Raw genomic sequence first — 25634 nt, 5'->3', positions numbered from 1 at the left:
CTGAGGCAGTGATTGGCGTGAGCGTTGCGGCTAGCGGTAGATCGCCGTGACGGCCGCTTCGCCGACGCGCGCGTAGCCGCGATACATGCCTTCCGTGTTGAACGGCAGCACGACGTTGCCGCGTGCGTCGACGGCGATCAGGCCGCCGCGCCCATCGATGCGCGGCAAGCGGTTCATGACGACGTCGTTGGCCGCTTCCTCCAACGTCACGCCGCGATACGCCATTTGCGCGGCTACGTCGTAGGCGGCGACCATGCGCATGAACATCTCGCCGGAACCCGTGGTCGACACGGCGCAGGTGGCGTCATCGGCATAGCAGCCCGCGCCGATGAGCGGCGCATCGCCGACGCGGCCCAACTGCTTGTTCGTGATGCCGCCCGTCGACGTCGCGGCGGCGACGTGGCCGTACAGATCGACGGCGACCGCGCCGACCGTGCCGAACTTGCTGTTGGGATCGATGGGTTCGTGCGGCAGCGCGTCGTCGTTGACGGCGGCGTCTTGCGCGGCGAGTGTTGCGCCGTCGTGATCGAGCATCGCACGCTGCTGCTCGCGCGCAAGCTGCCACTGACGATAGCGCGCGTCGGTGTGAAAGTGCGACGGATCGACGAAATCGAGTCCCTGCGCCTGGGCGAACGCTTCCGCGCCTTCCGCCGTGAACATCACGTGTTCGCTGTACTCGAGCACGTGGCGCGCGGCGACGATGGGATTGCGCACGCGCTTCACGCACGACACCGCGCCCGCTTCGAGTGTGCGGCCGTCCATGATCGAAGCGTCGAGTTCGTGCGTGCCCGCCGACGTGAACACGGCGCCGTGCCCGGCGTTGAACAGCGGGCAATCTTCGAGAAGGCGCACGGCTTGCGTGACGGCGTCGAGCGCGCTGCCGCCGTCGGCGAGCACCTGCTGCGCGGCGACGAGCACCGCGCGCAATTCGGCGTGGTAACGCGCTTCCATGTCGGAGGCCATCGACGCGCGCACGATCGTGCCCGCGCCGCCGTGAATCGCGATTACGGCTTTGGTGTTCATGGCTTTTTCTTTGCCTTCGTAGTGGTGGGCCGCGTGGATGGGTTCGGGTGGTCGCGCAGCGCCGAGGTGTCGGTGAGCCAGGGCAGCACGAATCCGGTCATCTCGGCGGCGGACTGCGCGGAACGCTTCGCGCGGTACGCAACGGCGTCGCACAACGCTTCGATCACGGCGAGGACGGTCGCCTCGGAAGTTGCCGCGAGCCGCCGCTCCGCGCGGATGAAGAGCGAGCGGGTCGCGAGCACGGCGAGCGGCGACGCCGGACCGTCGGTCAAGGCAAGCACGTCCGCGCCGAGACTGGCCGCGCGGCGCGCGAGCTCGATCGTATCGTCGACATAGCGCGGGAACGCGATCGCAATCACGAGATCGCCCTTGCGCGCGTTGAAGAGGCGGCGCGCGGCGTGTGTCGGCCCTCCGATCAGCGCAAGCGATTGCACGTTGTCGTGATATGGCAGCAGGTTGTGCTCCATCAGGCTCGCCAGAAACGCGCTCGCGCCGGAGCCGAGGATGAACACGCGCCGCGCGGCGATGATCGCCTCGACGGCGGCCTGCGCCGCGGCGTTGTCGATTGCGTGACGCGTCGTGCTGAGATTGGCGGCCGCCTGTTCGAGCGATGCGCCGAAAAGCTCGTCGCCCGTTGTTTGCGATTCCTGTGCCGAGCGTAAGCGCTCGACGGGCGCGAGTGTCGCCTCGAAGCCTCGCACGAGTGCTTCGCGAAACGCCGGATAGCCGTCGAAGCCGAGCGCGCGGGCGAAGCGGTTTGCTGTCGCGACCGAGGCGCCGACGGCGTTCGCCAGCTCGTCGATGCGCATGGTCGCGGCCCGGAACTGGTTGGCCAGCACGAATTCGCCCATGCGCCGATGGACCGGCGTGAGGACGGCCATCGCGGCAGTGATGCGCGCGGCGATAGCGGGCTCGGCGGCAACGGGGGACCTGGGGCTGTGACGGGACATCGAACGTTGCGGTCGGATTGTGATGGATCGAAAGTGAAAGCGAATTTACATGAAAACTATCCGATGAAAATAAATTTTCTTTCGGATAGGGGTTTGTACGGGGAGCGGCTCGAAGCCCGAACGTGCAAAGGCCCGCCTGGCGCCGGATTCGGCATCTGGCGTTCTCTGCCTGCAGTGGTGCCATCTCTCGCGCCGCTGGCTGTGCAGTTTCTTGGGATGGCCAGACGAAGGGAAAGTGCGGAAGCAACGGGAGGCTTGCGCTTTTTTATCCGCTAGCCGTCTTTATGTCGGGCCACGATGCGCGACGGTTGTGTGTCGTGGCTCTTTGTTTTTGTTTTAGGTGGTGAGGTGAGGGTTTTCGGGAGTGAGTTTTGTATTGCGCGTTTTTGCACCGCAGGTGCCCGCGCGGGGCGATAGCCCAAAATGAGAACGTCCCTATTTTCAAGGGACTTTTCTGTTTTTCGAGCGGGCGCGCAAAAGGGCGCGGGTGCGTTCTGCGTACCGCCGCTATGCGCAGCGTCGTTCAAAGGTGAGGCTTTTCGGGACTCCGCTATCCGACACGCTGAAAGAGGGTTACTGCGGCAACTCCCTCACATCCGCCGTCGCCACGGCACCGAACGTCTCGCTCAACGCATAGTCGATCAGCTTGACGGCCGATTCCTCCGGCGTCGACAGCTTGCCGCTGCGCTTCAACTCTTCGAACTTCTCACGCATCGGAAACTTGTCGATGCCCGTCGAGCGAAGCTCTGCCTGCATGTTCGTATCGACGACACCCGGCGCGACGCTGCAGATGCGCAGCGCCCGATTCTGGTCGAGCGCGACGGCGCGCGCGTGATGATCGAGCGCGGCCTTGGTCGCGCAGTAAATGCTCCAGCCGGAATAAGGATGGCGCGCCGCACCGCTCGAAACATGCACGATGCGCCGGTCGCTCGCATCCGGGCTCGCGGCGGCGAACGCGCTCGACAGCATCAGCGGCGCCGACACGTTCAACGCGACGGCTTGCGCGATGGCGGCGGCGTCCTGCGTTTCGACGGGACCGATCGGTTGCACCACGCCCGCATTGTTGAATAGCAGCGCGGTCTGCGCGCCTTTCAGAAAGCTGGCCAGCGTATCGCCCGCGAGAAACTGCGCGAGACGTTGCGCATCGGAAAGATCGACTTCGACCTGATCGAAGCCGGCTTGACCCGTGAGCGACGCGTTGCGCGAACGCGAAAGACCCAGCACCGCAATGCCGCGAGCGAGCAGTTGCCCGGCGAGAGACGCGCCGAGCCCGCGCGTATGACCCGTGACGATGGCGCGAACAGAAGTAGTAGCGTTCATGTCGATGTGCGAGATATTGGATGAGCTTGCCATTTTCTCACGCACACTGAACGTGTGCCGCCGCGCGGATCAGTCCTGCCGGAAGCGCTCGCGATACTGCTTCGGCGTCGCGCCGATGCGCTTCGTGAAGACGATGCGCATGCGGTCGGCCGTGCCGAAGCCGCAATCGTAGGCCACCGTCTTCAGCGCGGCGCCGCTGCTTTCCAGCAGCTTGCGCGCCGCGTCCATCCGCGCGCGTTCGACGAACTCGTGCGGCGTCACGCCCGTGTCCTGCACGAAGATGCGCGCGAAGTTGCGCGCGCTCATGCCCGCGACATCGGCAAGCTGCTTCACCGTGAAGTTGTGCCGGATGTTGGCCATCACATGGGCCTGCACCTTCGCGACGGGCGAGGTTTCGTCGGCGGGCGCCGTGAGGTAAGGGCTGAACTGCGACTGCCCGCCCTGGCGCTGCGAAAACACCACCAGGCGCTTCGCGACTTTCAACGCGGTCTGCGGGCCGTGGTCTTCCGTGACGAGCGCGAGCGCGAGATCGATGCCCGCCGTCACGCCCGCCGACGTCACGAGCCGATCGTCGCGCAGATAGATGCGGTCGAAATCGACGCGCGCTTTCGGAAATTGCGTCGCCAGTTGTTGCGCGTGCTGCCAGTGCGTCGTGACGTTGCGTCCGTCGAGCAGGCCCGCGTGGCCCAACGCGAATGCGCCTGTGCAAATAGAGCCGTAGCGCGGGCATTGCGACGCGACGTTCGCGAGCCACGCAGTGAGTCGCGCATCGGGCACGCTCTCGGGCAGCGCCGGGCCGCCTGCCATCAGCGCGAGATCGAACGCGCCATGACGATCGAATGTTTCGTCGGCCGTCAGCGTGATGCCGTTCGACGCGCGCAACGGCGCGCTGTCGGCGGCAAGGAGCTTCACCTCATAACGGTCGCGGCCGTCGATGAACAGATTCGCCTCGGCGAATACATCGACGGGACCGGCGACATCCAGCGCCTGCACGCCTGGAAAGATCGCGATGGCAACGCTCGGCATTCAGTGACCTCGCAGACGGCGCATGAACGAAAACGGCAGCAGACGACGTGCGCCTGGCAGCAAACGACGGCGCGCGCAGGTTGATGACGGCCTCGCGGGCAACAATACTGAAGCCATCGACACCCCGCACACGGGAGGAACCCAGGATGGAACAGCATAGCAAATCTGCCTGCAATGCCGACATGCAGGACCACGCGGCGCGCTTCGAGTATCGCGATGACATGATCGATCAGGCGCTGATGGATACGTTCCCTGCCAGCGATCCCATTTCGTTCGCCGGGCTGGATTGAATATCGGGTGCTAGCGCGGGCTGCTAGCGCCGGGTGCGAGCGTTCACGCCGCGCTCGCGGCACAATATGGCGCAACTTCATTGCGTCTTTCTCCCGACATGGTCCTGAAGAACCTGCTTCGCCGCCTCGACCTCACGACCCTGCAACTCTTCATCGCCGTCTATGAGGAACGCACGCTTACACGCGCCGCGGAACGCGAGGCCATCGCCGTGTCCGCGGCGAGCAAGCGTCTTCTCGAACTGGAGCAGGCGGTAGGCGCGACGCTCTTTCAGCGCAATGCGCGCGGCATGACGCTCACGCCCGCAGGCGAGACGCTGCTGCATCACGCGCGGCGCGTGATGCGCGACATCGAGAACATCGGCATCGAACTCGCGGGCCACGCGAGCGGCGTGCGCGGCTACGTGCGGATGATGGCGAACCTGTCGGCGATCGTCGAATTTTTGCCGGAAGACTTGCGGGCGTTTCTCGCCGCCAACGACCGCGTGAAGATCGACCTCGAAGAGCGGCCGAGCGCGGGCGTCGTCGAAGCGGTCGCGGACAGTCTCGCCGATCTCGGCATCTGTTCGGGCGAAGCGGACGCGCGCGGCCTGGAAGTGACGCACTATCGGCACGACGCGTTGTGCGTCGTGATGCGCGACGATCATCCGCTCGCCAACCGCGAAAGCATTGCGTTCGAAGACACGCTCGACAGCGACCACGTCGGCCTGCATTCGGCGAGTTCGATCAACGCGCGCACGCATATGGCCGCGCGCCAGGCGGGCAAGCCGCTGAAGCTGCGCATCCACGTGCCCGGCTTCGACGCCGTGTGCCGGATGGTGCAGGCGGGCATGGGCGTCGGCGTGTTGCCCATCAACGTGTACCGCATCATGGGGCGGCCGCTCGGTCTCGCCTGCGTGGCGCTGTCGGACGAATGGGCGGAGCGCGATCTCATCATCGTCACGCGTGATCCGGCGCGTCTGTCGCCCGTCGCGCGCCTGCTGTTCGATCATCTGAGGTCGGTGGAAGCCTTGTCCGGCAAGGCTTAGCGCAGAGCGTTCGTGAACCGCGAACGGTCGTTGGCGAAATGCGGTTGGACGCTCCCGCAGTCTCGCTTCTAACCTTGTCTCCAACCTGAAACAAAGATTGGAGACAGCATCATGAGTGGTCCGTTGCAGGGTATTCGCGTCGTCGAGATCGGCACGCTGATCGCAGCGCCGTTCGCCGCGCGCCTGCTCGCCGAGTTCGGCGCGGAGGTCATCAAGATCGAAGCGCCCGAAACGGGCGACCCGCTGCGCAAATGGCGCAAGCTGCACGAGGGCACCTCGCTCTGGTGGTATCTGCAATCGCGCAACAAGAAGTCGATCTGCGTGAATCTGAAGTCGGCGCAAGGCGCCGACGTCGTCAAGCGTCTCGCCGCCGACGCCGACATCGTCATCGAAAACCTGCGCCCCGGCGCGCTCGAAAAGCTCGGCCTCGGCTGGGACGTGCTGCACGCGATCAACCCGAAGCTCACGATGGTCCGCATTTCCGGTTATGGACAGACCGGGCCGTATCGCGATCGTCCCGGCTTCGGCGCGATCGGCGAAGCGATGGGCGGCATCCGCTATACGACGGGCGACGTCGACGGCGCGCCCGCGCGCGTCGGCGTGAGCCTCGGCGATTCGCTTGCATCGCTGCACGGCGTGATCGGCGCGCTGATGTCGCTGCTGCGCGTGAAGACGGGGCAGGGCGACGGACAGGTGGTGGACGTATCGCTCGTCGAAAGCGTGTTCAACCTGATGGAAAGCCTCGTGCCGGAATACGACCTGCTCGGCCATGTGCGCGAGCGCAGCGGCGGCGCGTTGCCGGGCATCGCGCCGTCCAACACGTATCGCACGGAAGACGGCGGCTTCGTCGTGATCGCGGGCAATAGCGACCCGATCTTCAGGCGGCTGATGCAGGTGATCGGCCGTCCCGATCTCGCGGATGATCCCGCGCTCGCGCGCAACGACGGACGCGTCGCGCAAAGCGCGATGCTCGATGCCGCGATCACCGCGTGGACCTCGCACCATTCGATCGACGACGTGCTCGACGCGCTCGAACGCGCGGAAGTGCCGTCGGGCCGCATCTACTCCGTGGCCGACATCGTCGCCGATCCGCACTACGCAGCGCGCGACATGCTGCTCGCGGCTGAATTGCCGGGCGGCGCGTCGGTGAAGATGCCGGGCATCGTGCCGAAGCTGTCCGACACGCCGGGTGAAGTGCGCTGGCAAGGTCCCGCCCTCGGCGAGCATACGTCGAGCGTGCTGGCCGGTCTCGGTTATGAACAGAGCGACATCGAGCGGCTGCGCCGCGAAGGAGCCGTGCAATGAAATTCGATCAGGACGACATTCGCTTCGACACGTTGATCGTGCAGGAAGTCGCACCGCGCGACGGCTTGCAGATCGAACCGACATGGGTCGAAACGGCGGATAAGATCGCGTTGATCGATCAGCTGTCGACGGCGGGCTTTACGCGCATCGAGGCGGGCTCGTTCGTGTCGCCGAAGGCGATCCCTGCGTTGCGCGACGGCGAAGCCGTATTCACGCAGATTCAACGGCGCGAAGGGGTGATCTTCGTCGCGCTGGTGCCGAACGTGAAGGGCGCCGAGCGCGCGTTGAACGCGCGCGCGGACGAATTGAATCTCGTGATGTCCGCGAGCCAGACGCATAACCGCGCCAACATGCGGATGAGTTGCGAGGCGTCGCTCGATGCATTCGGCGACATCGTGCGGCTTGCGAAACACTTTCCCGTGTCGCTGAATGCGACGGTGGCGACGGCGTTCGGCTGTCCGTTCGAAGGCAAGATCGACGAAGACCGCGTGGTGTCGATCGTCGATGCGTATCGCGAGATGGGCATCAACGGCATCACGCTCGCCGATACGACGGGCATGGCGAATCCGCGCCAGGTTGCGCGGCTCGTCAAACGCGTGCTGCAACGCGTGCCCGCCGCCGCGCTCACGCTGCACTTTCACAACACGCGCGGCCTGGGTCTCGCGAATGTGCTGGCCGCGTACGAAGCCGGCGCGCGGCGTTTCGATGCGGCGCTCGGCGGCCTCGGCGGCTGTCCTTTCGCGCCGGGCGCGTCGGGCAACATCTGCACGGAGGACCTCGTCAACCTGTGCGACGAGATGGGCATTCCGACGGGCATCGACCTGCAAAAGCTGATCGCGTTGTCGCGCACGTTGCCCGCGCTGCTGGGGCATGACGTGCCGGGTCAGTTGATGAAAGCGGGCCGCAATTGCGATGTGCACCCCGTTCCCGACTACGTGCGCAGTATCTGAAGTTCATCCACACGAACGACATCGACGACCGGACGGCGAATCCGGCCAACAAGGAGACAGGCATGAGCACACCCAACGCAGTCGCGGCGGACAGCCGCGACAACACACTATCGGCGACCGCCGACATCATCAGGAAGGTCACGTGGCGGCTGATGCCGCTCATCATGATCTGCTATCTGTTCGCGTTCTTCGACCGCATCAACATCAGCTTCGCGAAGTTCCAGCTGCAAAGCGATCTGGGCTTTTCCGACACCGCGTATGGCCTCGGCGCGAGTCTCTTCGTGATCGGCTATGTGCTGTTCGAGGTGCCGAGCAACCTGCTGCTGTACAAGGTCGGCGCGCGCAAATGGATCGCGCGGATCATGATTTCATGGGGTCTCGCAACGGCCGCGATGGTGTTCGTCAACAACGAATGGCAGTTCTACGGGCTGCGCTTCGTGATCGGCGCGATGGAAGCAGGCTTTGCGCCGGGCGTGCTCTACTATCTGACGCTGTGGTTTCCGGCGAGCTATCGCGGACGCGTGACGTCGCTGTTGTTCCTCGCGTCGGCGTTCTCGGGTCTGGTCGGCGCGCCGATCTCGGGCCTCGTGCTCGGGCAGATGGACGGCGTGTTCGGCATTCGCGGCTGGCATTGGCTGTTCATGCTCGGCGGCCTGCCGTGCGTCGTGCTGGGCATCCTTGTGCTGAAGGTGCTGAAGGACCGTATCGAAGACGCGGGTTGGCTGTCGCCGTCGGAGAAAACGTATTTGTCGAGTCAGATCGCGCAACAGGCGCAGCCGACCACGCACGGTCATTCGCTGCTCGGCGCGATTCGCACGCCTGGGTTCCTCACGCTCGGCCTTGTTTATTTCCTCATCCAGATTGCCTCGTATGGCCTGAATTTCTGGGCGCCGCATCTGATTCGCAGCGCAGGCACGCAGAGCCCGACGATCATCGGTCTGCTCACGGCCGTGCCTTACATCTGCGGCGCAATCTGCATGGTGGTGGTGGGGCGGATGTCGGATGCGTCGGGCGAGCGGCGCAAGTTCGTCAGCGTGTTGCTGTTGATGGCAGCCGTCGGGTTCTTCGCAGCCGGCTTCTTCGACAAGCAGACGACCATGCTCGTTGTCGCGCTCGCCGTGCTGGGCGGCGGCGTGATCGCTTCGATTCCCGCCTTCTGGGCGCTGCCGCCGAAGCTCGTGACGGGCGCGGGCGCAGCGGGCGGCATCGCGCTGATCAACACGCTGGGACAGTTGGGCGGCATCGTGAGCCCGGTGATGGTGGGACGCGTGCGCGACGTAACGGGCAGCACGACCCCCGCTCTGTATGTGATCGGCGCGTTGAGCCTGATTTGCGCGTTGATCGTGCTGGTTGGCTTGCCGCAGTCGTTGCGCCAGAAGGATCACACCGGGCCTACGAAAACATGATGCGTTGAAGCACGCATCACGAACAAAAAACGCACGGCATCGCGCCGTGCGTTTTTCATTTGAGCCGTTGATTCACGCCTTCAACTTCACTGCCGCCGCATCTTCGCGCGATTGCACCTGCAACACTGCATCGCGCTTGTCGAGCAGATGCTGCCGCAAGATCGCACTCAGACGCTTGCCGTCGCGTGCTTCAAGCGCCTTCAGCATTTCATCGTGATCGTGAATCGCGCTGTCCCACTTCGGCGTCTGGAAGTTCGAGCGAAAGCGCATCGCCTGCAAGCGGCGATTCAACGACAGATACGTCTGCCGCAAAGCCGAATTGCGCGCGGCTTCGTTGATCTTGTCGTGGATCGCCTGGTTGCGGCTGTAGTAACCGGCCAGGTCGTTCTGCGCGCGGCACGCGAGCATCGCGTAATGCAGCGCCTTGATCTCGCCGAGTTCGGCCGCCGTCATCCGCTCGGCGGCGAGTTCGCCTGAGAACGCTTCGAGTCCGCTCATCAGTTCGAACATCTCCCGCATCTCGGCTTCCGACATCTTCGACACCGACGCGCCGCGATTCGGCTCGATTTCGATCAGCCCCTCCGCCGCGAGCACCTTCAGCGCCTCGCGCAGCGGCGTGCGCGAAATGCCCAGCGTCTCGCACAGTTCGCGCTCGTTCAGTTTTTTGCCCGGCTCCAACGCGCCTTCGACGATGAAGCGCCGGATGTGCTCGACCACCGTGTCGTGCAAACGCTGGCGTTCGACCTTCGGCATCAGGGGCGGCGGCGTCAGGCCTGCGTCAATGTCCGAATTTTGCATACAAAAATCCTCAAGCACGATGTGCACCAATTTTAAAGCAACGGACGTGTATGGCGGTGATAGCAGGGGTAAACACTGCCTTGGGTTTGTCACAGTCTCTTTGTTATAGTTTTTTGCATGCAAAATTCAAATTGAGGAGATCGACCGATGCTGAAGCTCGACTTTCATCCCGCAGGCCGCCACTTTTTGCAGATTCCGGGTCCGAGCCCGGTGCCCGACCGCATCCTGCGGGCGATGAGCTATCCGACCATCGACCATCGCGGCCCCGAGTTCGGCGCGCTCGGCCTGAAGGTGTTGGAAGGCATCAAGAAGATCTTCAAGACGCAGCAGCCTGTCGTCATCTATCCGGCGTCGGGCACGGGCGCGTGGGAAGCGGCGCTCTCCAACACGCTGAGCCCCGGCGACCACGTGCTGATGTTCGAGACGGGCCACTTCGCGACGCTGTGGAAGAAGATGGCCGAGAACCTTGGCCTGAAGCCGGAGTTTCTCGGGCTTCCCGGCATCGAAGGCTGGCGGCGCGGCGTGCAGCCGCAAATGATCGAAGCGCGTCTGCGCGAAGACACGCAGCACGCGATCAAGGCCGTGTGCGTCGTCCACAACGAAACCTCGACGGGCGTCACCTCCGACATCGCCGCCGTGCGCCGCGCGATCGATGCAGCGGGCCATCCCGCGCTGCTGCTCGTCGATACGATCTCGGGCCTTGCGTGCGCCGACTATCGTCATGACGAATGGGGCGTCGACGTGACCGTTTCCGGTTCGCAGAAGGGCTTGATGCTGCCGCCTGGCATCAGCTTCAACGCCGTGTCGCAGAAGGCGCTCGAAGCCGGCAAGCAGGCGAAGCTGCCGCGCGCGTTCTGGGACTGGACCGAAATCATCGACATGAACAAGAGCGGCTACTGGCCGTACACGCCCAACACGAACCTGCTGTACGGGCTCTCGGAAGCGCTCGACATGATTCTCGGCGAAGGGCTCGACAACGTGTTCGCGCGTCACGACCGTCTCGCCGAAGCGTGCCGGCGCGCGGTGCGCGCGTGGGGCCTCGAGATTCAATGCGCCGATCCCGCCGTCTATAGCCCGGTGTTGACGGGCGTGATGATGCCGGAAGGCATCGATGCCGACGCCGTGCGCAAGGTCATCTACGAACGGTTCGACATGTCGCTTGGCACGGGCCTCGGCAAGATGAAAGGGCGCATGTTCCGCATCGGGCATCTCGGCGACTGCAACGACCTGACGCTGATGGCGACGCTGGCAGGCTGCGAAATGGGCTTGCAGCTCGCGGGCGTGCCCGTTGCCGCGAGCGGTTTGTCCGCCGCGATGTCGTTCCTGATGTCGCAGCCCAACGCGCCAAAGCTCAAAGCCGTCGCGTGATCTGCCGATAAACATCCGTTGAAGCAAAAACAACCACGAAGTACCGCGCGCCTGGCCAGCGCGACGCATCGCAAGAACAGAAAGACAAACACGCAAGCAAACCACCAACGACGCGACCAACGCCAACGGCAGACCCTGCAGACGGCGGTTCGCGCGGCATGAAGGCCGGACACGCCGCGCGAACACGCCGTTCACCAGCAACGGAGACAGACGATGAAGCGGTTTCGTGTGACCAGTGCGACCAGTATCGTTCTATTGATGCTATGCATCATGTACTTCATCACTTACCTTGACCGCGTCAACGTCAGCACGGCGGCGGCGGGCTTCGGCAAGGAGTTTCATCTTTCGCATACGGAAATCGGCCTCGTGTTCTCGGCCTTCGCCTATCCGTACCTCGTGTTCCAGATCATCGGCGGCTGGGTCAGCGACCGCTTCGGCGCGAAACGCACGTTGATCGCATGCGGCGCGATCTGGGCATTCGCGACGCTGCTGACTGGCTTCGCGGGCGGCCTCGTCTCGCTGCTGTTCGCGCGGCTGCTGCTCGGTTTCGGCGAAGGCGCGACTTTTCCCGCCGCGACGGCGGCGATGTCGCGCTGGGTCGCGAAAGAAAAGCGCGGCTTTGCACAGGGCATCACGCACGCGGCGGCGCGCATCGGCAATGCGGTTGCGCCCGGCGTGATCGTGCTCGTGATGACGACGTGGGGCTGGCGCGAATCGTTCTATATTTGCGGCGCATTCAGCCTGTTGTGGGTCATCGTGTGGGCGCTGACCTTCACCGAGTATCCGAAAGAGCATCGCCGCATCACGCAGGCGGAACTCGACGTATTGCCCAAGCCGAAAGGAAAGGCCGCGAACGTGCCGTGGAAGGCCCTCTTCAAGCGCATGACGCCCGTGACGATCGTGTACTTCTGCTATGGCTGGACGCTGTGGCTGTTCCTGAGCTGGATTCCGCAGTACTTTCTGCACAGCTATCAGCTCGACCTGAAGAAGTCGGCAGTATTCGCTTCGGCCGTGTTCTTCGCGGGCGTGATCGGCGATACGCTGGGCGGCATCGTTACCGACAAACTCTTCGAGCGCACAGGTAGCCTCAAGCGCGCGCGCAGCTGGATGGTGTCGATCTGCATGCTGCTCACGCTCGCGTCGCTCGTGCCGCTGATGCTCACGCACAACCTGTATGTGTCGATGGTGTGTCTGTCGGCGGGCTTCTTCTTCGCCGAGATGACGATCGGCCCGATGTGGGCGATCCCGATGGACATCGCGCCGGAATATTCAGGCACGGCGAGCGGCATGATGAACACGGGCTCGGCGCTCGCGGCCATCATTTCGCCCGTGCTGTCCGGCTATCTGATCGACACGTTCGGCAACTGGGAGTTGCCGTTCGCGGGCAGCATGCTGCTGATGGCCATCGGCGTCGTGCTCGCCTTCCGCATGCAACCCGAAAGCCGCTTCGCGGTCGGCGCAGAGCCGGGCGCGCAACCCGCCACGCCGTGAGGCGTGCACCACGCTAACGTTCGAATGACCATGCTGAGCCAACAACTTGCCGACGCGCGCGCCGACCACACGACGCTCGCGTCGCTGTCCCCCGACCTCGTTCCCGCCGATATGAACGCCGCGTACGCGATCCAGCATGCGTTGCTGGCGCAGCGCGGCGCCCGCATCGGCGGCTGGAAGATCGGCGCGAAATCCGCCGAGGGCGCGATCCAGGGCGCGCCGCTGCCTTCGACAGACCTTCATCTTGACGGCACACGTTTGCCGCGCGCGCACTACACGCCGCTCGGGCTTGAACTGGAGATTGCGTTTCGGTTCGGGCGAGCTTTCGAGCCTTCCGCGAACGCGTATCACGAAGTCGAAGTGCTCGCCGCCATCGATTCAATGGCGGCGACCATCGAGATCGTCGCGAGCCGCTTCGCGCAGTGGCCGAACGTGGACAAGCTCGCGCAACTCGCCGACCTGCAGAATCATGGCGCGCTGATCGTCGGCGAGTTCTCGAAGTATCGGCGCGATTTTCCGTTCGTCGCGCCCGCCCTTCGCTTCACGTTCGACGGGCAGGACGTGGTGAAGGCTACGCCTTCGAATCCGTGCGGCGACCCGCGGCGTTTGCTGACGTGGCTCGTCAATCACTGCACGCAGCATCATCGAATAGCGGTGACGCCCGACATCGTCGTGACGACTGGCTCGTACACGGGCATGTTCTTTCCGCAGCATGCGGGCACGGCGCGCGGGCAGATCGAAGGGCTTGCGCCCGTGAGCGTCACGCTCGAATAGCCCTGCTTTTCAAGCCTCTTTCCGGCCGAAGCTCATGTCGAACCCGAACCTGCTCGTCAAACCGATTCATCTCGTGCCGTCGGCGGCGCGCATGAGCACGCAGCTGGCGAACCGTTTGCGCAAGGAACTGCGCGGCGATGTGCTGTTCGACGCCGCAAGCCGCGGCCGCTATTCGACCGACGCGTCGATCTATCAGATCACGCCCATCGGCGTCGTGGTGCCGCGCGATCAGGACGATCTTCGCGTCGCGCTCGACATCGCACGCAGCGAGCGCGTGCCGCTGCTCGCGCGGGGCGCGGGTTCGAGCCAATGCGGACAGACGGTTGGCGAGGCGCTCGTCGTCGATACGAGCAAATGGTTGAATCAGGTTATCGCGTTCGACAAGGCGCAACGCACGGTGACAGTCGAGCCCGGCGTCGTGCTCGATCATCTGAATGCATGGCTGAAGCCGCATGGCTTGTGGTTTCCCGTCGATGTGTCGACGGCGGCGCAGTGCACGATCGGCGGCATGGCCGGCAACAACTCGTGCGGCTCGCGCTCGATCGAATACGGCAACATGGTGCATAACGTCGAAGCGATCGACGCGATTCTCGCGGACGGAACGGAAGCGCATTTCGCCACGCTGCGCGACGCGCCGCAGGGAGCGCGCTTGCAGCAAATAGTGGAAAGCGTGCAGGCGATTGCACTGCGCGAACGTGACGAGATAGTCGCGCAGGTGCCGAAGGTGTTGCGGCGCGTCGCGGGCTACAACATCGATCTGTTCGATTGCCAGAATCCGCGCGCCTATACCGACGATGGCTTTGCGAATCTCGCGCATCTGCTGGTCGGTTCGGAAGGCACGCTCGCGTTCAGCCGCCAGTTGACGTTGAAGCTCGCGCCGCTGCCCGCGCACAAGGCGCTCGGCGTGGTGAACTTCCCGACCTTCTGGCAGGCGATGGATCTGACGCAACACATCGTCAAGCTGAAGCCCGTCGCCGTCGAACTGGTCGATCGCACGATGATCGATCTCGCGATGAGCAACCCGTCGTTCAAGCCGGTGATCGCGAAGGCACTCGTCGGAAAGCCCGAAGCGATTCTGCTCGTCGAATTCGCGGGTGAGGATCGCGATGAACAGCTCGCGTCGCTGAAACAATTGACGCAGCTGATGGACGATCTCGGCTTGCCCGATTCCGTCGTGCAAATGCCCGGCGCGAGCGAACAGAAAGCGTTGTGGGAAGTGCGCAAGGCGGGCCTGAACATCATGATGAGCATGAAGGGCGACGGCAAGCCCGTGTCGTTCATCGAAGACTGCGCGGTGCCGCTCGAACATCTCGCGGAGTACACGAGCCGTCTGACGGAAGTGTTTCATCGCCACGGCACGGAAGGGACGTGGTATGCGCACGCGAGCGTCGGCACGCTGCACGTGCGGCCGATTCTCGACATGCGCCGCGACGGCGCGACGAAGATGCGCGCGATCGCCGAAGAAGCGGCCGCGCTCGTGCGCGAATACAAGGGCGCGTATTCGGGCGAACATGGCGACGGATTGTGTCGAGGCGAATGGGTGGCGTGGCAGTACGGTCCGCGCATCAACAAGGCGTTCAGCGAGATCAAGGCGCTGTTCGATCCGCAGAACCGGATGAACCCCGACAAGATCGTGCGTCCGCCGAAGATGGACGACGCGCGCAATTTCCGCTTCGCGCCTGGATACAAGGAGCGCGCGATGATGCCTGCGCTCGACTGGTCGGCGTGGAATGTGACCCGCGATCCGATGACGGGCGTGGAAAGCGCGCCGGGCACGGGCAGCGATCTTGCGGGCGGACTCGCGAAAGCCGTCGAGATGTGCAACAACAATGGCCATTGCCGCAAGTTCGACGCGGGCACGATGTGTCCGAGTTATCGCGTGACGAAAGACGAGCAGCACGTGACGCGCGGGCGCGCGAATACGCTGCGGCTCGCGCTGTCGGGCCAGCTCGGCGCGGAAGGGCTCGCGAGCGACGACGTCAAGGACGTGCTCGATCTGTGCGTGTCGTGCAAGGGCTGCAAGCGCGATTGCCCGACGGGCATCGACATGGCGAAGTTCAAGATCGAGGCGCGCGCTGCGCGGGCGCAACGGCACGGTGTGCGGTTGCGCGAGAAGATGATCGCGTTCATGCCGCGCTATGCGTCGCTTGCGGCGTGCATGCCGGGCGTGTTCGCGTCGGTGGGCAACACGGCGTGGTTCAAGCGCGCGCTCGGCTTTGCGCCGCAGCGTTCGTTGCCGCGCTTCGTCCGACCGTTTCTCGCCGATGCCGTCGTGAAGGCTCGCGTGCCAGGCGCCGCGACGACGGCACAGAAAGAGGTGCTGCTATTCGTCGATACGTTCAACAACAGCATCGAACCGGAGAACGCGCGCGCCGCGCAACGCGTGCTCGAAGCGGCAGGCTATACGGTGCATTTCAACGCGCTCGCGGGTGAGCGCCCGCTTTGCTGCGGCAGAACGTTTCTCGCGGCGGGTCTCGTCGATGAAGCGAAGCGGGAGGCGCGACGGATGCTCGATGCGTTTCGGCCGTTCGTGGCGCGCGGCGTGGCTGTTGTGGGGCTGGAGCCGTCTTGTCTGTTGTCGTTGCGTGATGAGTTTCTGCAGTACGGCTTTGGCGAAGAGGCCGAGCGTCTGTCCGGGCTCGCGATGCTGTTCGAGGAGTTTCTGGTTCGCGAGCGCGAGGCCGGTCGGCTGAATCTGGCGTTAAAGCCCTTGGGCGATGTGGACCAGGCGTTGCTGCACGGGCATTGTCATCAGAAGGCATTCGATGCGTTGTCGCCCGTGCAAACCGTGCTGAAGTGGATTCCCGATCTGAAGGTATCGACGGTCGAATCGTCGTGTTGCGGCATGGCGGGCAGCTTTGGATATGAGGCGGAGCATTACGAGGCTTCGATGGCGATGGGGGAATTGTCGTTGCTGCCCGCTGTGCGCGCTATCAATGCAAATACCGTGATGGTGGCCGACGGCACGAGCTGTCGGCATCAGATTCATGATGGTGCCGGGGTTGAGGCACTGCATGTCGCGCGTGTGTTGGAGAGGGCGTTGAGGTAACGTGCGACAGGACACCATAGTCGATGAGGCGGAGGCGACCCCGCCGCTGTGGGGCTTACTTCAGCCTGACTGACCGCAAGATAGCCGGCGCTTCCTTCACAGCATGCGCCTTTGAACGATGAAGGATGTCGGTCCAATCCAATATGGCATGGATAAGGTTGTATCCTTTTGCGATTTCACCAGCTCGTAGCAATCGTCACTGATTGCTGACGACGACCCGTCCTTGTAGTTACCGGGCATGCTGGAAAAGCCTCATAGAGTATTTCCCCGGGGCTAGCCGTTTGCTTCTTTTTGACCGGCGTAGTTGCGCTGAATAACATGAGAGTTCCGTCTTCCCGGCGCACGCCTGATGATCTTCTTCAGGTTCGCGTCGTCGCAGACGATCTCGAAGTGGATCTGCGGGTACTGCCCGTAGATCTGGCCGGGTGCCGAAATACCTCACTCCCAATTACACGCAACGCCGCGAAAGCCCACCAGCAGATTTCTCCGGAATCGCATCACCCTAGACGCAGGACAAAAAAAGACCCGCCTAAGCGGGTCTGCATTCAGAACTTTCATCAAGCCGTCAATTAAGAAGTACTACTGGGGCAACAGCCCGACATGGAAGGCAGAAAACGCCACCCGAGCCGCCGAACATCAACCTCCAAATCCCCGCAAAAACCCCGACACTCTCCCCAACCCCTCGACCAGCACATCGCGATTATTCGTGTACCCGATGCGCACATAGCCCTCGACATCAAGCGCGCTACCCGGCGTAAACATCACGCCTGTTTTCTCAATCAGCGCCACACAAAAATCCCGCGACGTCATATCGATATCGATCCGCACGAGCGCAGTCGTCCCCGACTTCGGCTTGACGTAAGACAGCAACGGTTCGTCGGCAATCCACGCATCGAGCAACGCGAGGTTCGTGCGCAAAATGCCGTGGTTGCGTTCGAGAATCGCGTGGCGGTTCTCCAGCGCGATTGCGGCAAGCAGATCGTTCAGCATGCCGACGCTGATCGTGTTGTAGTCGCGATGCGTGCGCACGCGCTCGAGCAATTCGACGGGCGCGACGATCCAGCCCACGCGCAGGCCCGCAAGCGACCACGTCTTCGATACGCTGCCCGTGCTGATGCCCTTTTCGTAGATGTCGGCGATCGATGCCGTAAAGCCATCGCCTTCCTGGTCGGTACCGCGATACACCTCGTCGCACAACACGTACGCGCCGCACGAACGCGCAATCTGCACGATCTGTTCGAGAAACGCGCGGTCCATTAGCGAACCGGTCGGATTGTTCGGATTGTTGATCGCGATCACGCGCGTCGATGGCGTGACCATGCGCCGGAGTTCGTCGAGATCGGGCAGAAAGGCGTTTTCTTCGCGCAGCCGCAGAATGCCAACTTTCGCGCCATAACTCTCAGGAATCGAATAGTGCTGCTGGTACGTGGGCAACACGGAAATCACGTGATCACCGGGTTCGACGAGCGTCTCGTAGACGAGCGCGTTCGCGCTGATCGCGCCGTGCGTGATCAGCACATTGGGCACGTCCTGCCTGTCATACAGCGCCGCGACATTTGCGGCGCAAACGCTCCGTGCCGTCGATCGATCCATAGGTCAGCTTCATCGGCAGAATCTCGCCGAGCAGCGCGTTTTCCTTGCCCGCGATCTTCAGCAACTCACCGACTGTCAGCGATTCGACACACGTTTCCGCAAGATTCAGCTCGCAATGGTTCTCGTAGAGATCCATCCAGCGTTCGACTCCGAATTCCCTGATTTGCATGAGTTCTTCCTCGAGTGAAAGCCCAAAACCAAGTATAGACTTATTTGTCTCAAATAGACAAATATTGCAAAGCGCGCGCGAGCGCGCAGCACCGGATCGCGCCAGATCTGGTGGAAAGGGGGAAATCAGCGGAAAGCGTACGCCTTGACGGCGGCGCGCTGCACGACGCGGCGTGTCAACCGCCGCGCAGCACCTGGCGATAGACGGCAGGCGACACCCCCGCGCCTTGCCGGAAGCGATGACTGAAGTGGCTCGCGTTCGCGTAGCCGCATTGCGTGGCGATGTCGGCGAGCGGCAGCGAAGTGGTGCGCAGCAGAACACGCGCGCGTTCGAGCCGTTGCTGCGCGATCCACGCGTGCGGCGGCAGGCCGAACGACGCACGGAACATCCGCGCGAGATGGAATTCGGACAGATTCGCCACGCGCGCCAGCTCGCCGAGCGTCAACGGCTGCGTGAGATTCGCGTCGATGTAGTCGCGCAACCGGCGCCGCGTGGCGACCGCGAGCCCGCCTTTGAGCACGGCGCCCGTGCGGTTCACGCCCTGCGAGCGCAACAGCAGGCTCAACACCTCATGCGCGGTTGCGTTCGCGCGCAGCAGGCCGTCGGCGTCGTCCCACCCGTCGTTCGCGAGCGACTGGCAGAGCGCCGCGATCTGCTCGTCCTCGAAATAGGTGCGGTCGGCGAGCGTCAGTTCACGCGGCTCGCGGTCCAGTTCGCGGATCGCGCGTTGCGTGAAGTGTTCGGGCAGGAAATACAGATGCATGAAATGCATGTGCCCGCGCACCCACCAGCGCGACTCGTGATCGCCGGGCAGCGCGCACAGGCGGCTCGGCGCGCCGTAGCGCCCCGGCAGTTTCTGTCGCTCGGTGCGGTAGCCGCCGTCCAGATAGCACGACAGCGTGTGATGGCCGGGCTGCTCGTAGATCGTCTCGGCTTCTTCCGTTTCGCGCGTCCAGATGGCGACGGCGAGCTGATCGCCCAGCCATGCAAAGCGGTCGAGCGTCGCGTTCGCCTGGCTCAGCGTCTGGCAGACCGAGTGCAGGCCGAATGGCGGAGCGGCGGGATCGGTCGAGACGATAGACGGTGTGTTCACGGGAGCGGCGCGAGAGACGATACGGTTGCCGGAAGTATACGGCGAGCTTGCACCGGGCGTCGGGCTGTCGGCCAAAAGTGCGCAATTCTGGACAATCGAACGGACGTGCGCAGGCGCATAGTCGGCGCCAATGTCTTGTCTGGCGCTCAAATCATGAATCTGCTTTTGTATGTTGTGACCGTGCTGATCTGGGGCACGACCTGGATCGCGATCAAGTGGCAACTCGGCGTCGTGCCGGCGCCCGTTTCGATTGCGTGCCGCTTCTGGCTGGCTGCCATCGTGCTGTTGGCGTTGCTGAAAATCATGCGACGGCCGGTATGGCCGCCGCGTGCCGCGTGGCGCTTTCTCGCCGCGCAGGGGCTGGCGCTCTTCTGCGTGAACTTCCTGTGCTTCTACTACGCCGAAAGCATCGTGCCGAGCGGCCTCGTGGCCGTCGTGTTCTCGACGGCGCCGCTGCTCAATTCGCTCAACGGCCGGCTTTTCATGGGCCGTCCGCTGCAGCCGACGGCCATCGTCGGCGCGATTCTCGGGCTGGCGGGCATAGCGTGCCTGTCGTTGCAGCAAATGGCGGGGCATCTCGGCGATCAGGCCGAGTGGATCGGACTCGCCGTCGCGTTCGCGGGAACGATGTGCTTCTCGGCGGGCAATCTGCTGTCGAGCCGCATGCAGTCGATGGGGCTGCATCCCATCGTCACGAATAGCTGGGCGATGCTGATCGGCGCGAGCGTGCTGACGCTCGGCAGCCTGGCGGCGGGCTTGCCTTTCGCGCTCGACACGGACGCGCGCTATCTGGGCGCGCTCGTCTATCTCGCCGTGCCCGGCTCGGTGATCGGCTTCACGGCCTACCTGATGCTGGTCGGGCGCATCGGGCCCGAACGGGCCGCCTATTGCACGGTGCTGTTTCCCTTCGTCGCGCTGGCAGTGTCGACCGTGTTCGAGGGATACCGCTGGTCGGCGCTCGCCGTGGCGGGTCTCGTGCTGGTGGTGGCGGGCAATCTGGTCGCGTTTGGCCTGACACGGCGGCTGTTCGCGCGACGCGCGTGCGCCGCCTGATTTCCACTGCGAACGTCAAAGCTGATGCCCATTCAATACGAATAAAAGCATAAAAAATCGCCATTCGATTTATTTAAAGGAGGCGGTCGTACGCCGATTTGAGAAGATAAGAAATAGTTAAATCATGTTCCATGCGAATTGAGTCATCCATCGCACGGAATGGCAAATGCTGCCGCTCGAGCGCATTGGAAAAATGCGCCTGCATTCGCCACTGTTTTGCTTCTCGCAAGGACACGACCGTGAAAGCCTCAACCTGCGTCGCCGCCGCGCTGCTGGCGCTCGGCAGCCTGATGTCCGTCGATGCTGCCGCCCAGCAGCAATTGACCTACACCACTTCCTGGATAGGCAATAGTTTCGGATTCGGCGATGGTAAATGGATGCAACAGGACATTCAGGCAATTAACGTCGCGCCTGATGGAACCGTATTCACCAATTCGCCTTGGGATGAAAGCGGCAGTGAAATCGGTGCCTATAAAAATGGCGACAAGATTGCTGTCGCCGGCGCGACGCATGGCTGGGGCGCGGCGGGCGGCGACGCGATCGCATCCAACCACGCGTACCTTTACGCGGCGATGTCGATCGGCAATCAGAACAACCGGCTGGTCGGCGCGGACTACCCGCCCGCGGGACAGACGTGGTTCGGCATCACGCGGCGCACGCTCGCCAACATCGCCGTCGGCGCGCTGTTCGACAGCGGCATCGGCAACAGTGCCAACGCGACGAAGAACAGCTTTCTGCGCGTGAATGCCGTCGCGACGGGCACGGATGCAGGCATTCGCGGGCTCGCGGCGACAGACAGCGAACTGTTCGCGTCGGACACATCCGGCAACCAGATCGTCGTGTTCGATGCGAACACGATGCGGCGTCTGCGTTCCTGGAGTGTCGCGGCGCCGGGCCGCATCGCGATCGATACGGATGGCTCGGTCTGGGTAATCAGCGGGTTCGGCACGGCCGGCGCGAGCGTGCTCCATTACTCGCCGGCGGGCGCGCCGCTCGCGGGCACGCTTGCGCTGCCTGCGGGCACCCTGGCTGCGGATATCGCCGTGTCGCCTTCTGGACAGATTTTCGTCGCCGACAACGGCCCGAAACAGCAGGTGCTCGTCTACGACAAGACGGCGAGCGGCGCGACGAAGCAAACGGGCGCGCTCGGCACGCGATACGGCATTTTCCACGAACGCAAAGGCGCGCCGGGCAACTGGCGCTTGAACGGCATCACGGGCATCGGCTTCGACCGGGCGGGCAACTTCTATGTGGCGCAGAACGGCGAAGGGCCGCGTCCGCTCGGCTCATCGACGGTCGGGCAGGGCGCTGTGCTCGAAAGCTACGCCTACGCGACGCGCTTCAACTGGCGGCTGCAAGGACTGACATTCGTCGACGGCGCGGCCTTCGATCCCGCCACGCCGGATATCGTCTATACGGGTTCGAAGCGCTTCACGATGGACTACTCGCAGCCGCCCGGCCGCGAATGGAAGTACGCGGGCTTCACGCTCGACCGCTTCGATTTCCCCGACGATCCCGCGTTCCACCAGCCGCGCGGCGTGCGCGGCGAGCCGATAATGCGGCGGATCGACGGACGGCCCTATCTCTACACGCTCGACCCCGGCGCGCACTACCTGAACGTCTACCGCTTCGACGCCGCGCATGGCGAAGTGGCCATCCCGTCGGGCCTGTTCGCGCAGAACCCGTTGCCGGGCAACTGGCCGGGCGGCCAGCCGGCATACGGCGAATGGATGTGGCGCGACGCGAACGGCGACGGTCACGTCGACGCGAACGAGATCACGGGCAATCCGTCGACGGGCAGCACGGTCGGCAACGGCTTCTGGTGGGTCGACACGCCGGGCAACGTGTGGCTCGCGACGCCCGCGAGCGGCATCCGCGAGATGGCGCTGCAGGGCTTCGACCTCGCAGGCAACCCGATCTACTCGTATGCGGGCGCGAAGACGTTCGCGATGCCCGCGCCGTTCAGCCGCATCGCGCGCATCGTCTATATCGCCGAGACGGACACGATGTACGTGTCCGGCTACACGGGCAGCCTGCCGTGGGATGCGGCGCACTGGAAGGAAGCGGGCCGCATCCTCGTGCGATACGACAACTGGAGCTCGTCGCCGACGCCCGTCTATGCGATCGCGCTGCCGTGGAACACGGCGAGCAACCCGCAGGTGACGCCCGTCGGCGTGGCGGTGGCGGGCGACTATATTTTCGTGGCCGAACTGTACACGCCGAAAGTCGACGTCTACGACGCGCGCTCCGGCCAGCTGGTGGGCTACATGACGCCGGGCGCCGCCGTCGGCAACACGACAGGCTGGGTCGACGTGTATCTGGGTATCAGCGCGGTGCGGCGCGATAACGGCGAGTATGTCGTGCTGCTCGAAGACGATGCGCGCGCGAAGATTCTGATGTATCGCTGGATGCCCTGAGCGCCGCCTGAACTCGTCGCGATCGCCAGCGGTCGAATCATGAACGGCCCCACGCGTGCGGTCTGTGCGAATGGACGGCTGCACGCGATCGGTATATATATGACCGCACCATCCCTTTCTTTCGAGCCAGAAGAGGAGCGATATCCCATCATGACGCCCGATCCGCACAAGCAGGAAACCGGCGTACAGCCGGACCTCGAACATCTCGACGCTGCCGTCTCGCATGTGCACGAGATGGTGTCGACGGGCAATATCGCCGTCAGCGCGGCGCGCGGCATCCTGTACAGCCTGATCGAAACGCTCGGCGCGCTGGTCGGTGATCCCGACTTGCCGGAGCACGCGCGTTCCGGCTATGAAGGTCTGCTCGAAACGGCGCGCGAATTGCGCGTCAAGCTCGATCGCTGAACGCTGAACGCTGAACGCCACGCGCGTCGGCGCCCCCGGCAAGCGCCGCGCGCGGCGGTCGTTTCACACCATTCGGCGCTGTCGCGCGACTGTGATACAAAGGGCGCTCGTTCAGATCCGCCCGTCTTTTCCGATGCTCCCTGCTCCCGCCGCCGCGCTGCTCGCGCTCGGCATCATCGTCGTTCTGATCACGCCCGGTCCCACCAACACGCTGCTGGCGGCGGCCGGGTTGCGTCAGGGCGCGCGCCGCTCGATGCCGCTGATCGGCGCCGAACTGGCGGGTTATCTGGTGTCGATTTCCGCGTGGGGACGCTTTCTCGCGCTGGCCGCGCACACGCTGCCGTGGCTGCCGACGGCGCTGCGCATCGCGAGCGGTCTGTACATTGCGTATCTCGCCGTCGACATGTGGCGCGCGGCCGTGGCGCTTCCCGGCTCGGCACAACGGACGAACGGGCCACGCGCGCTGTTCGTCGCGACGCTGCTCAATCCTAAGGCCCTGCTGTTCGCGGGCACGATCTTTCCTTCGGCGGCCTTCGAGCAGGTTGCGGCCTACGCGTTCGCGATGTCGCTGTTCGCGTGCCTGCTCGTGCCGATCGCGTTGGCGTGGATCTCGTTCGGCGCGGCGCTCGGCAGCGGCAGGCTCAGATGGCTCGACCCCGTGAAGATGCAGCGCGCGGCGTCGATCGTGCTCGGCGTGTTCTCGCTGTCGCTTGCGTGGGCCGCGCTGCACTGACAGCCCCGACGTCGGACGCGCGCGGTTAGTCCGCTGTGGCGACGAGCGCGTCGGCGAGTCCATCGGGCGCGGACGTGATTTGCAACTGCGGCGTGCCGTGCCAGTCCGCGCAACGCTGCAGCGCGCGGCGCAAATCCGACGCCAGCCGGCCGCTCACGCGCACGCCAGGCTCCAGATGCAGCGACTTCAACTCGAATATGCCGCTCGCGCGATGCGCTTTTGCGTCGACACGCCCGATCAGCTTGCCGCGATTGAGGATCGGCAGCACGTAGTAGCCGTACTTGCGCTTCGCGGCGGGCACATAGCATTCGATCACGTAGTCGAAGTCGAACAGCGCCGCCGCCCGCTTGCGATCCCAGACGACGGGATCGAACGGCGAGAGCACCGTCGTCACCGTCGACGACAGTTGCCCGTTCGACGCCGCGTCGATCATCGGGGCGACATCGCGATGCACGAAAGTCGCCTGCTTCCAGCCTTCGACGCGCACGGGCATCAGCTCGCCCTCGTCCGCGAGTTGCTGAAGCCCTTCCGTGTAGGGGCGGCGCGGCATGCGGTAGTAATCGGCGACCCAATCCGCGCGCACGACGCCCAGCGCGCGGCAACTGCGCCGCAGCAGTTCCGTCGCGACGGCCTCGGCGGGTTGAAGGTCGCGCGCGTCGCTCCAGTGCGGCAGCACGCGCGCCGTCACGTCGTACACGCGCTGGAAATTGCGCCGCTCGGCGACCATCAGCTCGCCGATCGCGAAAAGCACTTCGAGATGCCGCTTCTCCGGCTTCCAGTCCCACCAGCCGTTGCCCTTGCCCGCTTCGCGCGCAAAGTCCGCCGAGCGCACGGGCCCTGTCGCGTGGATATGCGCGAGCAGACTGTCGATGTCAGCGCGGTATTGGGCGTGCCAGTCGGCGGCGTATTTCCAGCCCATGTCGGACGGATCGAGCATCCGGTGGCGCATCAGGCCGTAATCCTCGATGGGCAGAAAGCAGGCTTCGTGCGACCAGTATTCGAACAGCTTGCCTTCGGCGAGATGTTCGTCGAGCCATTGCGGCTGATACGCGCCGATCCGGCTGAACAGCACGAGATAAGGACTGCGCGCGACGACGTGGATCGTGTCGATCTGCAGTTGCGCCATTTGCCGGATGGCGTCGAGCACATCGGCTTTGGTCGCCTTGCGGCGCGGCGGGGTGAGCAGGCCTTGGGCGGCCAGGTGCAGGGTGCGGGCGGCGGATATCGGCAGTATGATCACGCGGATGACGTCGTAGCGGTCGGGGCGGCGGCGCGCTGCAGCAGACGGTGGGCGCGCCCCGGCGGGACAAACGGCATGGCTTCGCGTCATGCCGGACTGTCGCTACTGTAGCGTGGCCCGAACGATCGCACTGTCAGAATGCACGCGGCGCGCTCG

At 64.1% G+C, this 25634-nt stretch carries 22 protein-coding genes; 13 read left to right on the top strand and 9 right to left on the bottom strand.

What is annotated here, in order from left to right:
- Window positions 1–30 precede the first annotated feature (30 nt).
- From H3V53_RS22140 to H3V53_RS22125, 4 genes are all read right to left on the bottom strand, one after another.
- Window positions 31–1023: an isoaspartyl peptidase/L-asparaginase family protein gene (locus tag H3V53_RS22140; protein WP_336599771.1), complete on the bottom strand. Its 993-nt coding sequence runs from the start codon at window positions 1021–1023 to the stop codon at window positions 31–33.
- Window positions 1020–1973: a MurR/RpiR family transcriptional regulator gene (locus tag H3V53_RS22135; RefSeq protein WP_336599770.1), complete on the bottom strand. Its 954-nt coding sequence runs from the start codon at window positions 1971–1973 to the stop codon at window positions 1020–1022. Before H3V53_RS22135 ends, H3V53_RS22140 begins: the two co-directional genes overlap by 4 nt.
- Window positions 1974–2546: 573 nt before the next feature.
- The gene (locus tag H3V53_RS22130) at window positions 2547–3293 is read right to left on the bottom strand and encodes an SDR family oxidoreductase (RefSeq protein ID WP_336599769.1); all 747 of its coding nucleotides are present in this window, start codon (window positions 3291–3293) and stop codon (window positions 2547–2549) included.
- Between the two features lie 69 nt (window positions 3294–3362).
- A complete protein-coding gene (locus H3V53_RS22125) occupies window positions 3363–4319 on the bottom strand; it encodes a GlxA family transcriptional regulator (RefSeq protein ID WP_336599768.1) in 957 nt (318 codons plus the stop codon).
- A 146-nt stretch (window positions 4320–4465) separates the two neighbouring features.
- Here H3V53_RS22125 and H3V53_RS22120 point away from each other — a divergent pair, with 146 nt between their 5' ends.
- The 5 genes from H3V53_RS22120 to H3V53_RS22100 all read left to right on the top strand — a co-directional run bounded on the left by H3V53_RS22120 (window position 4466) and on the right by H3V53_RS22100 (window position 9295).
- Entirely contained in the window at window positions 4466–4609 is a 144-nt protein-coding gene (locus H3V53_RS22120; RefSeq protein WP_336599767.1) for a hypothetical protein, read from the top strand.
- 98 nt (window positions 4610–4707) lie between these two features.
- The gene (locus H3V53_RS22115) at window positions 4708–5634 is read left to right on the top strand and encodes a LysR substrate-binding domain-containing protein (protein WP_054923700.1); all 927 of its coding nucleotides are present in this window, start codon (window positions 4708–4710) and stop codon (window positions 5632–5634) included.
- A gap of 111 nt (window positions 5635–5745) precedes the next feature.
- Complete coding sequence (locus tag H3V53_RS22110) at window positions 5746–6939, top strand: CaiB/BaiF CoA transferase family protein (protein ID WP_336599766.1); 1194 nt, start codon at window positions 5746–5748, stop codon at window positions 6937–6939.
- Window positions 6936–7889, top strand: coding sequence for a hydroxymethylglutaryl-CoA lyase (locus H3V53_RS22105; protein ID WP_336599765.1), 954 nt, complete (start codon window positions 6936–6938; stop codon window positions 7887–7889). Before H3V53_RS22110 ends, H3V53_RS22105 begins: the two co-directional genes overlap by 4 nt.
- 62 nt (window positions 7890–7951) lie before the next feature.
- Window positions 7952–9295: an MFS transporter gene (locus H3V53_RS22100; RefSeq protein WP_336599764.1), complete on the top strand. Its 1344-nt coding sequence runs from the start codon at window positions 7952–7954 to the stop codon at window positions 9293–9295.
- 72 nt (window positions 9296–9367) lie between these two features.
- Here H3V53_RS22100 and H3V53_RS22095 read toward each other — a convergent pair whose 3' ends face one another.
- Window positions 9368–10093: a GntR family transcriptional regulator gene (locus H3V53_RS22095; protein ID WP_336599763.1), complete on the bottom strand. Its 726-nt coding sequence runs from the start codon at window positions 10091–10093 to the stop codon at window positions 9368–9370.
- A gap of 147 nt (window positions 10094–10240) precedes the next feature.
- Between H3V53_RS22095 and H3V53_RS22090 the strand changes: the two genes are divergently transcribed.
- The 4 genes from H3V53_RS22090 (at window position 10241) to H3V53_RS22075 (ending at window position 16775) form a co-directional block, all read left to right on the top strand.
- Window positions 10241–11461, top strand: coding sequence for a pyridoxal-phosphate-dependent aminotransferase family protein (locus H3V53_RS22090; RefSeq protein ID WP_336599762.1), 1221 nt, complete (start codon window positions 10241–10243; stop codon window positions 11459–11461).
- 213 nt (window positions 11462–11674) lie between these two features.
- Window positions 11675–12952, top strand: coding sequence for an MFS transporter (locus H3V53_RS22085; RefSeq protein ID WP_336599761.1), 1278 nt, complete (start codon window positions 11675–11677; stop codon window positions 12950–12952).
- Window positions 12953–12976: 24 nt separating this feature from the next.
- A complete protein-coding gene (locus H3V53_RS22080) occupies window positions 12977–13726 on the top strand; it encodes a 2-keto-4-pentenoate hydratase (protein ID WP_336599760.1) in 750 nt (249 codons plus the stop codon).
- A 34-nt stretch (window positions 13727–13760) separates the two neighbouring features.
- Entirely contained in the window at window positions 13761–16775 is a 3015-nt protein-coding gene (locus H3V53_RS22075) for an FAD-binding and (Fe-S)-binding domain-containing protein (protein WP_336599759.1), read from the top strand.
- A gap of 636 nt (window positions 16776–17411) precedes the next feature.
- On the opposite strand, the gene H3V53_RS22070 is transcribed toward H3V53_RS22075, so the two are convergent.
- The 3 genes from H3V53_RS22070 to H3V53_RS22060 form a co-directional block, all read right to left on the bottom strand.
- The gene (locus H3V53_RS22070) at window positions 17412–18302 is read right to left on the bottom strand and encodes an aminotransferase class I/II-fold pyridoxal phosphate-dependent enzyme (protein WP_336599758.1); all 891 of its coding nucleotides are present in this window, start codon (window positions 18300–18302) and stop codon (window positions 17412–17414) included.
- Between the two features lie 10 nt (window positions 18303–18312).
- Complete coding sequence (locus H3V53_RS22065) at window positions 18313–18537, bottom strand: hypothetical protein (protein ID WP_336599757.1); 225 nt, start codon at window positions 18535–18537, stop codon at window positions 18313–18315.
- A gap of 175 nt (window positions 18538–18712) precedes the next feature.
- A complete protein-coding gene (locus H3V53_RS22060) occupies window positions 18713–19630 on the bottom strand; it encodes an AraC family transcriptional regulator (protein ID WP_336599756.1) in 918 nt (305 codons plus the stop codon).
- A 153-nt stretch (window positions 19631–19783) separates the two neighbouring features.
- Here H3V53_RS22060 and H3V53_RS22055 point away from each other — a divergent pair, with 153 nt between their 5' ends.
- From H3V53_RS22055 to H3V53_RS22040, 4 genes are all read left to right on the top strand, one after another.
- Window positions 19784–20683 carry a DMT family transporter gene (locus H3V53_RS22055; protein ID WP_336599755.1) on the top strand — a complete coding sequence of 300 codons (900 nt, stop codon included), beginning with the start codon at window positions 19784–19786 and terminating at the stop codon, window positions 20681–20683.
- Between the two features lie 290 nt (window positions 20684–20973).
- Window positions 20974–23100, top strand: a complete 2127-nt coding sequence (locus H3V53_RS22050) for an NHL repeat-containing protein (RefSeq protein ID WP_336599779.1) — start codon at window positions 20974–20976, stop codon at window positions 23098–23100.
- 150 nt (window positions 23101–23250) lie between these two features.
- A complete protein-coding gene (locus H3V53_RS22045; RefSeq protein WP_336599754.1) occupies window positions 23251–23505 on the top strand; it encodes a hypothetical protein in 255 nt (84 codons plus the stop codon).
- Window positions 23506–23638: 133 nt separating this feature from the next.
- The gene (locus H3V53_RS22040; RefSeq protein ID WP_336599753.1) at window positions 23639–24238 is read left to right on the top strand and encodes a LysE family translocator; all 600 of its coding nucleotides are present in this window, start codon (window positions 23639–23641) and stop codon (window positions 24236–24238) included.
- 25 nt (window positions 24239–24263) lie between these two features.
- Here the strand turns inward: H3V53_RS22040 and H3V53_RS22035 are convergent, their stop codons facing one another.
- Entirely contained in the window at window positions 24264–25478 is a 1215-nt protein-coding gene (locus H3V53_RS22035) for a winged helix-turn-helix domain-containing protein (protein WP_336599752.1), read from the bottom strand.
- Between the last annotated feature and the right edge of the window lie 156 nt (window positions 25479–25634).

Origin of the sequence: Paraburkholderia bengalensis, assembly GCF_037126505.1 — a bacterium.
GTDB lineage: Bacteria > Pseudomonadota > Gammaproteobacteria > Burkholderiales > Burkholderiaceae > Paraburkholderia > Paraburkholderia bengalensis.
This window is presented reverse-complemented; position numbering and strand designations above follow the sequence as displayed.

Bases quoted from the DNA above. Each gene is read 5' to 3' on its own strand.
- H3V53_RS22090 (WP_336599762.1), top strand. From the start codon at position 10,241: ATGCTGAAGCTCGACTTTCATCCCGCAGGCCGCCACTTTTTGCAGATT.
- H3V53_RS22095 (WP_336599763.1), bottom strand. From the start codon at position 10,093: ATGCAAAATTCGGACATTGACGCAGGCCTGACGCCGCCGCCCCTGATG.
- H3V53_RS22075 (WP_336599759.1), top strand. From the start codon at position 13,761: ATGTCGAACCCGAACCTGCTCGTCAAACCGATTCATCTCGTGCCGTCG.
- H3V53_RS22045 (WP_336599754.1), top strand. From the start codon at position 23,251: ATGACGCCCGATCCGCACAAGCAGGAAACCGGCGTACAGCCGGACCTC.
- H3V53_RS22130 (WP_336599769.1), bottom strand. From the start codon at position 3,293: ATGAACGCTACTACTTCTGTTCGCGCCATCGTCACGGGTCATACGCGC.
- H3V53_RS22125 (WP_336599768.1), bottom strand. From the start codon at position 4,319: ATGCCGAGCGTTGCCATCGCGATCTTTCCAGGCGTGCAGGCGCTGGAT.
- H3V53_RS22040 (WP_336599753.1), top strand. From the start codon at position 23,639: ATGCTCCCTGCTCCCGCCGCCGCGCTGCTCGCGCTCGGCATCATCGTC.
- H3V53_RS22080 (WP_336599760.1), top strand. From the start codon at position 12,977: ATGACCATGCTGAGCCAACAACTTGCCGACGCGCGCGCCGACCACACG.
- H3V53_RS22050 (WP_336599779.1), top strand. From the start codon at position 20,974: ATGTCCGTCGATGCTGCCGCCCAGCAGCAATTGACCTACACCACTTCC.
- H3V53_RS22110 (WP_336599766.1), top strand. From the start codon at position 5,746: ATGAGTGGTCCGTTGCAGGGTATTCGCGTCGTCGAGATCGGCACGCTG.
- H3V53_RS22065 (WP_336599757.1), bottom strand. From the start codon at position 18,537: ATGCAAATCAGGGAATTCGGAGTCGAACGCTGGATGGATCTCTACGAG.
- H3V53_RS22120 (WP_336599767.1), top strand. From the start codon at position 4,466: ATGGAACAGCATAGCAAATCTGCCTGCAATGCCGACATGCAGGACCAC.
- H3V53_RS22085 (WP_336599761.1), top strand. From the start codon at position 11,675: ATGAAGCGGTTTCGTGTGACCAGTGCGACCAGTATCGTTCTATTGATG.
- H3V53_RS22105 (WP_336599765.1), top strand. From the start codon at position 6,936: ATGAAATTCGATCAGGACGACATTCGCTTCGACACGTTGATCGTGCAG.
- H3V53_RS22135 (WP_336599770.1), bottom strand. From the start codon at position 1,973: ATGTCCCGTCACAGCCCCAGGTCCCCCGTTGCCGCCGAGCCCGCTATC.
- H3V53_RS22140 (WP_336599771.1), bottom strand. From the start codon at position 1,023: ATGAACACCAAAGCCGTAATCGCGATTCACGGCGGCGCGGGCACGATC.
- H3V53_RS22055 (WP_336599755.1), top strand. From the start codon at position 19,784: ATGAATCTGCTTTTGTATGTTGTGACCGTGCTGATCTGGGGCACGACC.
- H3V53_RS22115 (WP_054923700.1), top strand. From the start codon at position 4,708: ATGGTCCTGAAGAACCTGCTTCGCCGCCTCGACCTCACGACCCTGCAA.
- H3V53_RS22100 (WP_336599764.1), top strand. From the start codon at position 7,952: ATGAGCACACCCAACGCAGTCGCGGCGGACAGCCGCGACAACACACTA.